This window comes from Ruegeria sp. CH2 (assembly GCF_056537065.1).
This window is the reverse complement of sequence record NZ_JBQFQV010000012.1, coordinates 112,176-126,966: the sequence shown is the minus strand read 5'-3', so window position 1 is coordinate 126,966 and position 14,791 is coordinate 112,176. Positions and strand designations below refer to the sequence as shown.

The 14,791-nt window shown below is 58.1% G+C and carries 13 protein-coding genes; 6 read left to right on the top strand and 7 right to left on the bottom strand.

The features are described 5' to 3' along the window. The first annotated feature begins 89 nt into the window (after window positions 1-89). Window positions 90-305: a DUF1127 domain-containing protein gene (locus ACR0M9_RS15830; protein ID WP_267364114.1), complete on the top strand. Its 216-nt coding sequence runs from the start codon at window positions 90-92 to the stop codon at window positions 303-305. Between the two features lie 106 nt (window positions 306-411). Here ACR0M9_RS15830 and ACR0M9_RS15825 read toward each other — a convergent pair whose 3' ends face one another. From ACR0M9_RS15825 to ACR0M9_RS15810, 4 genes are all read right to left on the bottom strand, one after another. Beyond that, on the bottom strand, window positions 412-756 hold the full coding sequence (locus ACR0M9_RS15825; RefSeq protein ID WP_480586100.1) for a hypothetical protein: 345 nt from the start codon (window positions 754-756) through the stop codon (window positions 412-414). Between the two features lie 101 nt (window positions 757-857). Beyond that, window positions 858-1,736, bottom strand: coding sequence for a 50S ribosomal protein L11 methyltransferase (locus tag ACR0M9_RS15820; protein WP_480774065.1), 879 nt, complete (start codon window positions 1,734-1,736; stop codon window positions 858-860). Window positions 1,737-1,802: 66 nt separating this feature from the next. Beyond that, a complete protein-coding gene (locus ACR0M9_RS15815) occupies window positions 1,803-3,035 on the bottom strand; it encodes an MFS transporter (protein ID WP_480774064.1) in 1,233 nt (410 codons plus the stop codon). Between the two features lie 79 nt (window positions 3,036-3,114). Then, complete coding sequence (locus tag ACR0M9_RS15810; RefSeq protein WP_480774063.1) at window positions 3,115-5,310, bottom strand: primosomal protein N'; 2,196 nt, start codon at window positions 5,308-5,310, stop codon at window positions 3,115-3,117. 88 nt (window positions 5,311-5,398) lie between these two features. Between ACR0M9_RS15810 and fsa the strand changes: the two genes are divergently transcribed. From fsa to ACR0M9_RS15790, 4 genes are all read left to right on the top strand, one after another. Next, entirely contained in the window at window positions 5,399-6,052 is a 654-nt protein-coding gene (gene fsa, locus ACR0M9_RS15805; protein WP_209505487.1) for a fructose-6-phosphate aldolase, read from the top strand. Between the two features lie 197 nt (window positions 6,053-6,249). Next, on the top strand, window positions 6,250-6,957 hold the full coding sequence (locus ACR0M9_RS15800) for a DUF484 family protein (RefSeq protein ID WP_209505485.1): 708 nt from the start codon (window positions 6,250-6,252) through the stop codon (window positions 6,955-6,957). Further along, entirely contained in the window at window positions 6,954-7,874 is a 921-nt protein-coding gene (locus ACR0M9_RS15795; protein WP_480507052.1) for a tyrosine recombinase XerC, read from the top strand. The genes ACR0M9_RS15800 and ACR0M9_RS15795 overlap by 4 nt, the downstream gene beginning before the upstream one ends. Window positions 7,875-7,943: 69 nt before the next feature. Further along, window positions 7,944-8,639 carry a CDP-alcohol phosphatidyltransferase family protein gene (locus tag ACR0M9_RS15790; RefSeq protein WP_480483981.1) on the top strand — a complete coding sequence of 232 codons (696 nt, stop codon included), beginning with the start codon at window positions 7,944-7,946 and terminating at the stop codon, window positions 8,637-8,639. 22 nt (window positions 8,640-8,661) lie between these two features. Here ACR0M9_RS15790 and ACR0M9_RS15785 read toward each other — a convergent pair whose 3' ends face one another. Further along, window positions 8,662-9,129, bottom strand: coding sequence for a hypothetical protein (locus ACR0M9_RS15785; RefSeq protein ID WP_267364127.1), 468 nt, complete (start codon window positions 9,127-9,129; stop codon window positions 8,662-8,664). Between the two features lie 76 nt (window positions 9,130-9,205). Beyond that, complete coding sequence (locus tag ACR0M9_RS15780; RefSeq protein WP_480488210.1) at window positions 9,206-9,661, bottom strand: methylated-DNA--[protein]-cysteine S-methyltransferase; 456 nt, start codon at window positions 9,659-9,661, stop codon at window positions 9,206-9,208. A 132-nt stretch (window positions 9,662-9,793) separates the two neighbouring features. Here ACR0M9_RS15780 and ACR0M9_RS15775 point away from each other — a divergent pair, with 132 nt between their 5' ends. Then, complete coding sequence (locus tag ACR0M9_RS15775) at window positions 9,794-11,764, top strand: hypothetical protein (protein WP_480483983.1); 1,971 nt, start codon at window positions 9,794-9,796, stop codon at window positions 11,762-11,764. A gap of 42 nt (window positions 11,765-11,806) precedes the next feature. On the opposite strand, the gene ileS is transcribed toward ACR0M9_RS15775, so the two are convergent. After that, entirely contained in the window at window positions 11,807-14,719 is a 2,913-nt protein-coding gene (gene ileS / locus ACR0M9_RS15770; RefSeq protein WP_480538587.1) for an isoleucine--tRNA ligase, read from the bottom strand. Window positions 14,720-14,791: the final 72 nt, after the last annotated feature.

The window sequence follows — 14,791 nt, the reverse complement described above, 5'->3', positions numbered from 1 at the left end:
AACTGAACTTGTGCGAACGAAATGACAGCACTAGATGCCCCGCAGATCGCAGAAATGCAATGTGAACACTAACCAGAAGGAAACAGGATATGGCTGCACTGGACACAACCCGCGTCGCTACCACTGGCTCGTTCGGCCTTGTTGGCCGTATCGGCGCATTTTTCGTATCGGCCGTTAACGCCGCAGTTGAATGGAATGACGCCCGCGTAACCCGCAACGCGCTGACCGGTCTGACCGACCGCGAACTGGACGATATCGGCCTGTGCCGTGGTGACATCGACTCCATCGCCGAAGGTCGCCGCTAAGAACCGGCCACTACGCTTATTTGCCCCTTCCTCCTCCCTTGAGGGGCACACAAAAACACCGCGCACCATAAGGGTACGCGGTGTTTTTTTAATCCGAGGGAGCGGATTAGTAGAAAACTTTGTTCAGCTGAGCGGCGAGGGCTTGCGACACAGGGTCGATTTGCATCACCCAGGCACCGGCTTTTTCGACTGGCGTACCTTCGTTCAGGCTGTCGATCCGATATTGATAGCCGGTCGGGCCAAGGTGGGATAACAAAAACGCTTTGAATGCGAAGAAACCCACAAGCGTAAGCAGCAGCACCTTTGCTGGCACCGCCGAACTCACCCGCTGCGGCCTCATCACCACCAGGCCATCCTTGCGCATCGTCGCGCGATAGCCACGGCTCATCTTTTGGTGTTTCTTGTTCAGGCGACTTACGCGCTGATTGAACTCCAGTTGTTTACCCGTCATGGCAGCCTCCAAAAACCGCCCCCCTCGACTTCATTCAGAAAACGGTAAAAAGAGATTGCGACAAAAACGTGGCAGAAACCTATAAAACTCCTGCAAATGGCCTAATTCGCGCCCTGTTTGGTTAAAATTAGGGTCGTCCACTCACCAATCTCGGCCCTATAGGTCTGATTGAACCCGTTTTGTGAATAAACGGAAACCACGTCATCGGCCTGTTCGTTAAGGATTCCCGACAGGATCGCGTGCCCACCTGGGCGGAGATTCGCTGCCATTTCGGGTGATAAAGCTATCAAAGGCCCTTTGAGGATATTGGCAAAAATCAGATCGTAGGATGCGTGCGCCTTGAGGTCGGGATGATCGAAACCTGCGGCTTCAACACACTGAACCGCGCCGGACATACCGTTTGCCTTCAGGTTGGCTTCGGCCACTTCAACGGCCACCTCGTCGATATCGCTGGCAATGAAATCGCCATCCCATACCCGGGCTGCCGCCATGGCCAGAACGGCCGTGCCGCAACCGATATCCGCTACTTTCGAGGCACTGAACCCTTCATCCAACAACCGGTCCAGAGCTTTCAAACATCCCAGCGTGGTACCGTGATGTCCGGTACCAAAGGCCATTGCCGCCTCGATCAGCAGTGGAATGCGACCGTCGGGCAGCTTGTCGGCATCGTGGCTGCCATAGACAAAAAAGCGGCCCGCCTCAACCGGGGCAAGCTCTCGCCGCACATGGGCCACCCAATCGGTTTCAGGCACTTCCGACACAACAAAAGGTTTGGCTTCAAAAGCAACTGCCAGAACGGCCAATGCGGTCTCGTCAGGGGCTTCGGTAAAGTACCCGCCCACTTCCCACAGGCCCGAACCGTCTTCGACCTCGAACACACCGACGCCGGTGGGTTCGGGCTCCAACCGCTCCATTGCTTCGCCCAGACCTTCGGCGGCTTTCTTACCTGTCAGTGTGGTCAGCGCAGTGAATGTGGGCATGGGGGACTCCTGTGTCAGTTGGCACTGCGCGTAGGACGGTGCGCTGCCAACGTCAAGCTTTGCAACCTATTCCGCCGGGGCCGGTGCGTACTTGCTCAGGATGGTCTCATTGCCCGGTTCGGGGTGGCGCGGGACCAGCAGGGACAACAGCAGAGAAACGACCGCCATCGCCGCAGCAAGGCCAAATACGGCGCCTGGCGACATGACCCAGAGCAAACCCAGCAACGCGGGCAGGAAAACCGCGGCGATATGGTTGATCGTGAACGCGACTGCGGCAGTTGGAGCAATATCCGCCGGATCGGCGATTTTCTGAAAATAGGTTTTCAGTGCAAGCGCCAGCGCGAACAGCACATGGTCGATGACATAGAGTGTCGCCGCCAACAGCACGCCCCAGCCAAACCAGTAGATGCCACCATAGGCCGCGAACACGACTGCCAGACCGGTATATTCAAAGATCAATGTACGCCGTTCCCCGAACTTGGCCACCGCTTTACCCAGCAACGGAGCAACCATCATGTTGATCATCAGGTTGATCAAATACAGGCTGGTCAGCTCATGCACTTCAAAGCCGAACTTCTCAACCATCATGAACCCGGCAAAGACGACAAAGATCTGTCGCCGCGCACCCGCCATGAATTGCAGCGCGTAATACAACCAGTATCGACGGCGCAGGATCAGTTTCTTGGTTTGCGGCGTGGGGGCATCGAATTGTGGGAAGGCGAACAGGCAAAACAGGGCCAGCAAAGCTGTTGCACCGCCAGCGGCCATGAAGACAAAGTTGTACGACAGATCGAACCGCTCCCAGGTCAGAACGATCAGCCCGTACACCACCATTGTTGCAGCCGAGCCCATTGCGACCAGCCATCCCAATATCTGCGGTGCGCGATCCTTGGGAAGCCATTGCAACTGAAGCGACTGGTTTACTGTCTCATAGTAGTGAAACCCGATTGAACTGAACAAGGTTACGAACAGCAATCCGCCAAGGCTTGGGAACCAGGCTGTCAAAGCCGTTGCGATCCCAAGCATCATCAACGAGATCATGGCCAGCACCTGCTCGCGAATGTAAATGATGACGGCAATCACACCGACCGCCAGAAAGCCCGGAATCTCGCGCACCGTGTGCAGCAGGCCGATATCGGCCCCGTCGAAATTCGCTGCCTCAATGACGAAGTTGTTCAACAGCGCGCTCCACGCGTTGAACGCGATGGGCATGGTCAAGGCCATCACGAACAGAAGCGTGACAGGGCGACGCCAGAACGGAAGGCTCTGCGCCTCGGCAAGGGGCATGGGTTTCAGCATGAGAGTCCTCTACGCCCATTTCACTGCTTTGGCGAGAGGGAAGCGGTCTGCGCACAATCACCCTGCACAGATGCAGAGGTCAGTAAAAACTTTGTGGGTCGATATCGACGGTCAGGCGAATATCACCCTTGAGACGCAATGGGGCGATCCAGCGGGCAATGGCGTCCTGGATTGGTGCGCTCTTGGGGGCCTTAACCAACAGGCGGACACGGTGACGTCCGCGAATACGGGCAATCGGCGCTGGGGCGGGGCCAAAGACCTGAGCATCGATAGCGCGCAAGGGCGCATCGTTGCGGGCCATTGCATTGCCGATATCGAAAACCGGGCCGACCTCGGGCCCCGACAACACGATCCCGGCCATGCGACCAAAGGGCGGCACACCGGCCGCTTGCCGACCCGCTGCCTCAGCTTTCCAGAACCCTTCCTCATCACCCGACAGAATCGCCCGGATCACCGGATGTTCCGGCTGAAAAGTCTGTAACAGCGCCTGCCCTGGTTTTTCAGCCCGACCGGCACGCCCCGCAACCTGTCGCATCAGCTGAAATGTTCGTTCAGCGGCCCTCAGGTCTGCGCCATGCAGACTGAGATCCGCATCGATCACCCCCACCAATGTCAGCTTGGGAAAGTTATGCCCCTTGGCCACCAACTGCGTTCCGATGACGATATCGGCGTCCCCGGCCGCAATCTCTTCGATCTTGGCCTTTAATGCCCGGGCTGAGCCGAACAGATCAGAACTCAGCATGGCGATCTTGGCCTCGGGGAAGGTCGCCTCGGCCTCTTCGGCCAAACGCTCAATGCCCGGCCCCACCGGGGCCAGCTTGCCCTCGACCCCGCAAGAAGGGCAGATCTCGGGCATCGGCTTGGTCTCACCGCATTGGTGGCACATCAAACGCTTCAGGAACCTGTGTTCCACCATGCGCGCGTCGCAATGGTCACAAGCGATCTGTTCTCCGCACGCACGGCACAGGGTTACTGGAGCATAGCCACGGCGGTTGATGAACAAAAGCGACTGCTCGCCTTTCTCGATCCGCTGCTGCACCGCCTGCCGCAAAGCCGGAGATATCCACGTTCCGGCCTGCATCTGTTCGGCCCGCATGTCGATGGGCTTCATCTCGGGCAACACCGCCGCGCCGAAACGCGAAGTCAGGTCGATCCGATCATATTTACCTGCCTCGGCATTCGCCCAGCTTTCCAGCGACGGGGTTGCACTGGCCAGAATCACCCGCGCGCCGCAGATGGCCGACCGCAGGACCGCCATGTCGCGCGCACTGTAATGCACCCCGTCTTCTTGTTTGTACGAGGTGTCGTGTTCCTCATCCACCACGACCAGCCCCAAATCGCGAAATGGCAGAAACAGGGCTGACCGCGCGCCAACAACCAGTTGAGCTTCCCCCTGCCCGACCATCCGCCAGACGCGCCTGCGTTCAGTCATGGTCGCGCCCGAATGCCACTCGGCAGGGCGCGCGCCAAACCGCGCCTCAACCCGTGTCAGGAATTCTGCGGTCAGCGCAATTTCCGGCAAAAGGACAAGTGCCTGCCGCCCCATGCGCAGCGCTTCGGCCACAGCCTCCAGATAGACTTCGGTCTTGCCGGAACCCGTCACGCCTTTCAGCAACGTTGTGCCGTAATTCCCCGTCCGTTGCCCGGCGCGAAGCTGCGCAACCGCACTTGCCTGATCTTCGGTCAGGTCCTTTCCCGGCAAATCGGGATCAAGATGCGGATACGGCAGGTCGCGCGGGCTATCTTCTTCACGAACCGCGCCTTGCTTGACCAAGCCTTTGACAACGGACGAAGTTACCCCGGCCTGTTCTGCCAGTTCCTTTAACGTAAATGCCAACCCGCCATAGTCGCGCAACACGTCAAGCACACGGGTTCTGGCGTCGGTCATCCGGTCTGGCGAGGTGGTTCCCAAACGATAGATCTTGCGCATGGACGGTGGGTCACCCAGCCCCGGCGCGCGGGTCGCCAGTCGCAACATCGCGGGCATTGGCGTCAGGGTGTAGTCGGCAACCTTGCCGAGGAATGCCCGCATTTCCTCGCGCATGGGCGCAACTTCAAGCACACGGATCACCGACCGCGCCTTGTTCAGATCGAATCCACCCTGCCCCGGCCCCCAGACAACCCCCAACACCTTGCGCGGACCAAGCGGTACCTCGACAAACGCACCCAGAAAGCATCCTCCTTCCGGCGCTTTGTAATCCAACGTCCGGTCCAACGGCTGCGTTGTCAGCACCGCAATCAGCTCTCCCTCGTCGAAAAATCCGTTAGCGCTCACAGCATATCCTTTGCAGGGGGTTCCAGCATGGCTCTCTTTGAGGTAAAGCCATCCGCGACCAAGGCCAACCCATCAAAGGACTGCCCTCATGAAATTCTTCGTAGACACCGCCGAGATCGACGCCATCGCTGAACTGAACGACCTGGGCATGGTGGACGGCGTGACCACCAACCCCTCGCTGATTCTGAAATCAGGCCGCGACATTCTGGAAGTGACCAAAGAGATCTGCGATCTGGTCGACGGTCCCGTTTCCGCCGAAGTTGTCGCCACCGAAGCTGATGACATGATCGCCGAGGGCCGCAAGCTGGCCAAGATTGCCCCGAATATCGCAGTGAAGGTTCCACTGACATGGGCCGGTCTGAAAACCTGCAAGACGCTCAGCGACGAAGGGCAGATGGTCAACGTCACCCTGTGCTTTTCGACCAATCAGGCGATTCTGGCTGCAAAAGCAGGTGCGACCTTCATTTCGCCCTTCATCGGCCGTCTGGACGATATCAACCTGGATGGCATGGATCTGATCGCCGACATCCGTCAGGTCTATGACAATTACGGATTCGAAACCGAAATTCTGGCTGCTTCGATCCGCACCGTGAACCATGTCACCGAAAGTGCCCGCATTGGTGCGGACGTCATCACCGCGCCGCCAGCCGTGATCAAGAAACTGGCCGATCACCCGCTGACCGACAAAGGTCTGGAAACCTTTCTGGCAGACTGGGCCAAAACCGGTCAGAAAATCCTCTGATCTGGTTTGCAACCGCGCGGCGCTATCAGGCGCCGCGCACGGCCCAACGGCCCAAAGCCTGATCTACGATCAGGCGCGGCAGGCGGGAGCCTATCCGCCACAGCATCCGGGGAAATCCACTCTTGCGTGCATTTTTCCCAAGGCAAATCCGGTTCGGCATGTTATAAGCCGCCCAACAAAAAAAGACCGGACAGGACATGAGCAGCAATCCCAAACTCGAGGATAATCTCCGCGCGGCAATTCTGGCCGAGCCCGACGTCGTTCTGGATGACAAGGACCTGATGCAAGCCCTTGTGGCCGCGAACGAACGCGCCCGAGGTGACAATGTGATCGATCTGCGTGGCATCGCCATGCAGCGGCTAGAGGCGCGGCTGGACCGGCTGGAAGATACTCACCGCTCGGTCATCGCTGCGGCCTATGAAAACCTTGCAGGCACCAATCAGGTTCACCGCGCGATTTTGCGCCTGCTGGAACCGGTCGAATTCGAGGATTTCCTGCGCGCCCTTGGCACCGATGTCGCAAATATCCTGCGGGTTGACCACATCACGCTGGTTCTGGAAACCACCGTGGTTCAGAACGATCCTGCCGTGGACAGGCTTGGAGGCGTTCTGACGATCGCAGAGCCCGGCTTTATCAATCAATACCTGACCAATGGGCGCGGCGGCCCTGTCCGCGACGTGACCTTGCGCGAAACTCATCAGCCGAACCGACGTGTTTTCGGCGCGCTGGCGGATCAGTTGCGCTCAGAAGCCTGCCTGAAACTGGACCTCGGTCCGGGTCGCCTGCCGGGCATGATCGTCATGGGGGCCCGCGATCCGCGGCATTTCACACCGCAACTCGGCACCGATCTTCTCACCTTCTTTTCCGGCGTATTCGAACGCTCGATGCGCCACTGGCTGTCGTGAACCTGATCTCACCCGCTTGCCGCGACGCGCTCCAGCACTGGCTGGACACTCTGGGCGCGCTGGCGGGGCGGTCGCAAAACACGCAAACCGCCTATCGCGGCGATGTCACCGAGTTTCTGTCTTTCATGACCCTTCATCACGGGGAACGGCAGGGGCTGAAGGCGCTGGAACGGATCACCGTGTCGGATATGCGCGCCTGGATGGCGGATCAGCGCAGCGGGGATATCAGCGCGCGATCCCTTGCGCGCAAACTGTCCGCCGTCAAAAGCTTCTATCGTTGGCTGGCCGAGCGAGAGGGATTTGAACCCACCGCCGTTTTGTCGACCCGCGCGCCCAAATTCACCAAGAAACTGCCCCGCCCTCTGGCCGAAGACGCCGCGCGCGCCATGATTGACACGGTCGAGCTGCAATCTGTGTCCGACTGGGTTGCGGCCCGCGATGTTGCGGTTGTCACGTTGCTTTATGGATGTGGTCTGCGGATATCCGAGGCCTTATCCCTGACCGGTGCAGACGCGCCCCTGCCCGAGACGTTGCGCATTGTCGGGAAGGGCGACAAGGAACGGATCGTTCCGGTTCTTCCAGCTGCCCGAGACGCGGTTGACCGATATCTTCAGCTTTGCCCCCACCCGCAAGCGAAGGACGCAGCCTTGTTCCGGGGCGCTCGTGGCGGCCCGCTGAACCCGCGCGCGATTCAAGGCGTCATGGCCAAGGCACGGATGCAACTGGGGCTACCTTCAACCGCCACACCTCATGCCATGAGACACAGCTTTGCCACCCATCTGTTGTCCGCAGGAGGAGATCTGCGGGCCATTCAGGAACTGTTGGGGCACGCCTCATTGTCAACCACACAGACCTATACCGCCGTGGATACTGCACGGCTTATGGAAGTCTACAACCGTGCGCATCCAAAGGCGTGACTGACACATTGAACAGAAACCTCGGGCTTTTGGTTTGCATCTCTGGCGTGCATCGGTCATGACCCTAGCATGACACTCAGATTCAAAGCTCTTGCCGTACATCTCTTCACTGCCACTGGTGCTGTTTTCGCAATGCTGGCCATGCTGGCCGCCGTGGAAGAGAAATGGAGCCTCATGTACCTTTGGCTGGTTGTATCCTTCATTGTCGATGGCATCGACGGCCCGTTGGCGCGGCACTATCACGTCAAGAAAAACGCACCCGAGTTTGACGGCGTCTTGCTGGATCTGATCATCGATTATCTGACCTATGTGTTCATCCCAGCCTTTGCGCTGTTCAAATCCGGATTGATGGATGGATGGACCGGCTGGTTCGCAATCATCGTCATCACCTTTGCCAGCGCGATGTATTTCGCGGACACCCGGATGAAAACAAAGGACAATTCCTTTTCCGGCTTTCCCGGATGCTGGAACATGTTCGTTGTCGTGATCTTCGCACTGGAGCCCAATTTCTGGATCATCCTGCTGCTGGTCACGCTGCTGTCGCTTGCGATGTTTCTACCTTTGAAATTCGTTCACCCCGTGCGCACCGAGCGTTGGCGCAGTCTGACCTTGCCGGTCGCCCTTGCCTGGACGTTCTTTGCGGGCTGGGCCGCATGGGTCGATTTTCATCCCGAAAGCTGGGCCCACTGGGGTCTGGTCATCGCCAGCCTGTACCTGACATTTGCTGGTATCGCACAACAGGTTGTTCCGCAGCGCCGTACCTGACACGAGCGCTGCCGGACCGGATTTAAAGAACGTCCTGAACCTCAAATTCAGTACCGTTATGGGTAAAGACGTCGCCTGCTTGCAGGCCCGCCATGGCTAGGTAGATCGGGCTTTGTGTCGAGATCCCCATATATGTATCTCCACCCACCTCGAACCGGGTCGTCGAAACGCAGACGACAAAGCTGCGGTTGTTGAACCTGATCACCGATCCCGGCCTGACTGTATCTGTCAGACCAAAATCGGTATTCTCAATCACATCGATTTTGGCATGATGCGCATGAACAGGCGCGTCAAATGCAGCTGCCAAATCGGCATTTTCGCGCGATGCGGCTATGTCATCCTTGTCGTGGCCTTCCCGGTCATCCAGTTGGGCATCCTTCAGAAATGCGTCGTAATGGGCCTGCGCCGTTGCAAGCTCCTCTGCCTCAAGCGACATCAACCGGTCGATAATGGCCTTCTTCTGGGCTGCGCGATCTTTTTCGGTGCTCATTCAATGCGATCCTTCAAATTCAGCAACTGATATAAGTTGTGCTTCCCAGAACCGGATTGCAACCGAATTTCGAGGCTCAGATCAAAAGACCCGCCGCCCGCTCATGCCGTAGCAGTGCAACCTTTGTCTCGATCCCGCCGCACCCGGAAAACCCGCCCAGCCCATTGGCAGCCAGCACCCGGTGGCAGGGAATAATAACGGGGATCGGGTTTGCCCCGCAGGCCTGACCGACCGGTTGCGCCGGTTGCCCCAACGCCTTGGCGATATCCCCGTAGGTGCGCGTTTCCCCAAGGGGAATGGCATACATAAGATCACAGACCTGCCTTTGAAACTGCGATCCATGAATGCGGTAGGGCAGATCGAAGCGGTCAAGCCGTCCAGCGTCATAGGCCATCAACTGCGCCGCCGCCTCGCGCAGCAGAGCTGTTGGTTCGCCGTCGTCCTGACCGTCCCAGACCAGCCGCGTGAGGGCACCATCCGTTTCCTCGATCCCAAGTTTTCCGAACTGAGTATCAACTGCAATCATCGCCATGGGCTGACGGTTTCAGATCAATCCTCCAAGTTCAAGTGGCGAAGCCATGGGGCTGCGAGGCGCGCGGATTTTGCGAATTGCCGCAATCATGTTAGCCTAGCCGCATTGTCAAAAAGAGATTTGGAGCATGAGATGGGTCGCCATTTGATCCTGACGGTTCACGGAATTGGCGAACAAATACCCGGTGAGACCGTCGATCAGGTCGTCGGGGCCGCGACAACCTGGCTGGATGGCAATCCCGAACCCCCGATTGAGGTTCAGCGTGGGATGATAGAGCTGGCCGAAACAACCTTCGACGGCACGCCCCGAAGCGCAAAACTATTCCCGGTCAACCTGCGCAAAGTGACGAAACCGTCAGCACCGCAGGACGAGGCCATGTTTGCCGAGGTTTTCTGGGCCGACCGCTCACCCGCCCCGAAAGGAGCCATTAAGACAGCATTGGACCTGATCTGGGTTGTTCTTGCGCTGGGTTATCTGGCCATGGACAATGCCGAACAAACGCATAGCCGCGCGGATGTGGCCTCGGACCAAGTCAACGGCAGGAACACTTTGGCCGCGCGGCTGGTTCACCTTTTTACCTGGGTTTTCTTCGGCGCAGTTGCGACCCTGAATGCCTATCTTCTGATCGGTGCCATAGCCGTTATGGTTGATCGCGTTCCCGGGATCTTCTTTCAAAGCACGATCCTGCTGTTCTGGCTCTTGTTCACGCTTTACGCCGGAGGGGCCGCATACGGACTAAGGCGCAGCTTTGCAGCCCCGACTTATCTAAGACGCGTATTCTGGCGCGGCATTTTCGGGATAGGGTTTTTGCTGCTGATCTGCCTGATCATTGGTCCGCTTGGTCTGGAAATCCGAGCCTGCACACCCTTGCCGGACAGCCCGGTTTGCCCTTCGGCGCTGGAGCAGTTTGTAGCTTTTCAGGTCTACCTGCTCGCGTTTTTCTGGGCTTCGCTGATCTTCATGACAATCATTTTGTACGTGCTTTCTGCGACCAGCCTTGATGAAAAGGTTCAGGCAGACAATCTGAAAGAACACAGGCGGCTGTACCCCAGCATATGTGCAGGCATGTTGGTGTTCTGGATGTTCTTTATATCCGGGTTGTGGCTAATGCTGCGGGAAATGCTCGACACGGTTCCGGGGCTGTCAGATGGAAAACTGACCGGTCTTTTTGACAATTTCCTCAGTGACTCCATCGAAACACTCAGTGTTGCCTTCGCGGCAATTGTCCTGCTTGCGTTTGTTGGTGTTGGCCTGTTTGCCGGTCGCAGAGGGCTGAAGGCAAACCTGCATATCCGCGACGGGCTGATCAGCCGCGCCATCCTCAATCGTTTTGCACAATGGGTCTTTTTGTTCGGTGCAATCGTACTGGCGATGGTCACTATCCGAGAAATCGCGTTGAGCCAGCACGTCGATCCCCTGTGTCAGATCGGAACGGACAATTGCAACCTGATTGGCCGGGTTTTGAACAAACTGGCAAGCAAACAGGGCGAGATTGGCCTGATCGTCCTGGGTGCAACAGCATTGATGTACCGCTTTTCCGATTTCGTCGCAGCAGGGCTGGGTGTGGCACGGGACATTGTCACCTATGCCATTCGCGACAAGTGTTTACTGAAAGCGGACCTGAAAACGAGGCTGCGCAATTATCCGGATCGCAAGGCGATTGATGAACGATTTTATCGTGCACTGCATTATGTGGTGGATATCTTTGCCGCGGACCACATCACGGTGATCTCACATTCACAAGGCACCGTGATTGCCACGCAAATGCTGGCTGATCCACGCGTGCAAAAGCTTATCAACGGGCGCAACGTGACGCTGATTACGATGGGCTGTCCTGTGACCCATATCTATCAGCGCTATTTTCCCGAGATGTTTACAGTCGTTCCCAAAAACCTGAACGCCGCATGGTTCAACATCTTCAGGCAGGATGACTTTGTAGGGACCGAGATTGAAGGCGGGCTGATTTCCGCAAACCGCAACATTCCGGTCGAGCCCGGTGGTCACACCGGATATTTCACGGATTATCAGGTTTGGAAGGCCCTGAAGGACTCAGCCATAGGCTTTGACCTGTTTAATCCGACACCGCAATCCGCGCAGACGTGAAACGAAAAACGCCCCCTCGAAGGATCGAGAGGGCGGTTTCAATCAGCTTAGCGCCTCATCGCAGCGTCGGCAAACTCCGACATGGGCGTGGCGGCCCACGTCCGGAAGGATTTTCCAACAGCGCTGACATTTCTCGCCTTCTGCTTTTTCGAACACGACGGCCACGCCTTCGATTTCGGGCACACGGAACGCCTCGGCAGGGGCCGGGTCGCCGGTCACGGTCAGGCCCGAGGTGATGCACATGTCGTCCACGTCGAACGTGGCCAGCAGATCGCGGGTATCGCCATCATCGACATGCACGATCGGGGCCGCTTCGAGGCTTGAGCCGATCACCTTGTCCTGGCGCTGGATTTCCAGCGCGGCAGTCACGGCCCGGCGCACTCGGCGCACCTTTGCCATGTTGGCCTCAAGCTCGGCATCGCGCCAATCCGCAGGCGTTTCCGGGAAGTCGACCAAGTGGACCGAGCTATCGTCGCCCGGAAAGCGCCCCAGCCAGACCTCTTCCATGGTGAAAACCAGAACCGGTGCCAGCCACGTGGTCAGGCGATGGAACAGGATATCCAACACCGTCCGCGCAGCACGACGGCGCGGCGTGTCGCCGTCACAATAAAGAGCATCCTTGCGAACGTCGAAATAGAAGGACGACAGATCAACCGTGGCAAAGGTAAAGACCGCACTGAATACGCCCTGGAAATCGAAAGACGCATAACCCTTGCGCACCTGCTCATCCAATTCCGCCAGCCGGCTGAGCACCCAGCGTTCCAGACGCGGCATATCTTCGGGCGCGACGCGATCGGCCTCGGTGAAATCCGCCAGCGAGCCCAGCATGAACCGCATAGTGTTGCGCAGACGGCGATAACTGTCGGCAGTGCCTTTCAGGATCTCCGGCCCGATCCGCTGATCGGCGGTATAGTCGGTCTGTGCCACCCACAGACGCAGGATATCGGCGCCGTACTGCTTGACGACCTCTTCCGGTACGATGGTGTTGCCCAGCGATTTGGACATCTTGTTGCCCTTGGCATCCAGCGTGAAACCATGTGTCACGACGTTGCGATAAGGCGCGCGGCCTTTGGTGCCGCAGGCCTGCAACATGGAAGAATGGAACCAACCACGGTGCTGGTCGGTGCCTTCCATGTAGACGTCGGCGATACCGTCCTCGGTCCCATCTTCGCGGTCGCGCAAAACAAAGGCGTGGGTCGAACCAGAATCGAACCACACATCCAGCACGTCAAACACCTGATCGTAGTCATCGGGGTTGGCGATGCCGTCGAGAATTTTCTCTTTGAACCCGTCGGTGTACCAGATATCGGCGCCGTCTTTCTCAAACGCCGCCTTGATGCGCGCGTTCAGGTCTGCGTTGCGCAGAAGGTAATCCGCGTCGGTGGGCAAGGCACCTTTCTTGGTGAAACAGGTCAGCGGCACGCCCCAGGCACGCTGGCGCGAGAGAACCCAGTCCGGGCGCGCTTCGATCATCGAATAGAGGCGATTGCGACCGGTCTGCGGCGTCCACTTCACCAACTCGTCGATCGAGCGCAGCGCACGTTCGCGGATGGTGTCCCCCATTTCACCCATGCCGTCATCCAGCTGGCGGTCAACGGATGCGAACCACTGCGGCGTGTTGCGATAGATGATCGGCGCCTTCGAGCGCCATGAATGCGGATAGCTGTGCTTGATCTTGCCGCGCGCCAGCAGCCCGCCAACTTCGGCCAGCTTGTCGATGACGGCCTTGTTCGCGTCACCCTCACCGCCTTTGCGGGACAGAATGTATTTGCCACCGAAAAATGGCAGGTCAGCGCGGAAGCTACCGTCATCCATCACGTTATAGGTGATGACCTGCTCCAACATACCCAGATCGCGGTACAGCTCGAATTCCTCCATACCGTGTGACGGCGCACAATGAACGAAACCGGTGCCTTCGGTATCGGTCACGAAGTCAGCCGCGCGGAAGTCGCGGATATCGTCCCATTCGCCATTGCCGCCTTCGGCCCCGGCCAGCGGGTGGGTCAGTTGGACGCCGTCCAGCTCATCTGAGCTTACGTCGCGGACACGGGTCCATTGATCGTCGTTCAGACGGGCGCGACCTAACACGTCGGCAGCCAGATTGTCTGCCAGCAGAAACTTGTCGCCAACAGCGGCCCAACATTCCTCGGGCGCACCGGTGACTTCGTAGAGACCGTAGGAGATGTCTTTGCCATAAACGACCGCCTTGTTCGACGGCATAGTCCAGGGAGTGGTGGTCCAGATTACGACGAACGCATCATCCAGATCACCCGCGTTCACGACCTTGAACTTCACCCAGATGGTAAAGCTTTCCTTGTCGTGATACTCGACCTCGGCCTCGGCCAGCGCTGTCTTCTCGATGGGCGACCACATCACGGGTTTCGAGCCCTGATAGAGCGTGCCGTTCATCAGGAATTTCATGAACTCGTCGGCGATCACGGCCTCGGCATGGAAGTCCATGGTGATGTAGGGATCAGGCCAGTTGCCGGTGATGCCCAGACGCTTGAACTCTTCGCGCTGGATGTCGATCCAGCCTTCGGCGAACTTGCGGCATTCCTGACGGAAGTCGACGATGTTCACCTCGTCCTTGTTCTTGCCCTTCTTGCGGTACTGTTCTTCGATCTTCCATTCGATCGGCAGGCCGTGGCAGTCCCAACCGGGCACGTAACGCGCGTCAAAGCCCATCATCTGATGAGAGCGCACGATCATGTCCTTGATCGTCTTGTTCAGTGCGTGGCCGATATGCAGGTGGCCATTCGCATAGGGGGGGCCGTCGTGCAGAGTAAAGGGTTTGCGCCCCGTTTTCTCGCGCAGGCGGTCATAGACACCGATGGTCTCCCACCGCTCCAGCCATGCGGGTTCGCGTGCAGGCAGGCCCGCGCGCATGGGAAAATCGGTTTTGGGCAGGTTCAGCGTGTCTTTATAGTCAGGCGTTTGGGTCGTGTCGGCGCACATTTTGAGCGTCCTTTGGATGATCTGGTCGTACTAGGATCGAAGCGGTCGGTGCGAATTCTCAAACACCTTTGC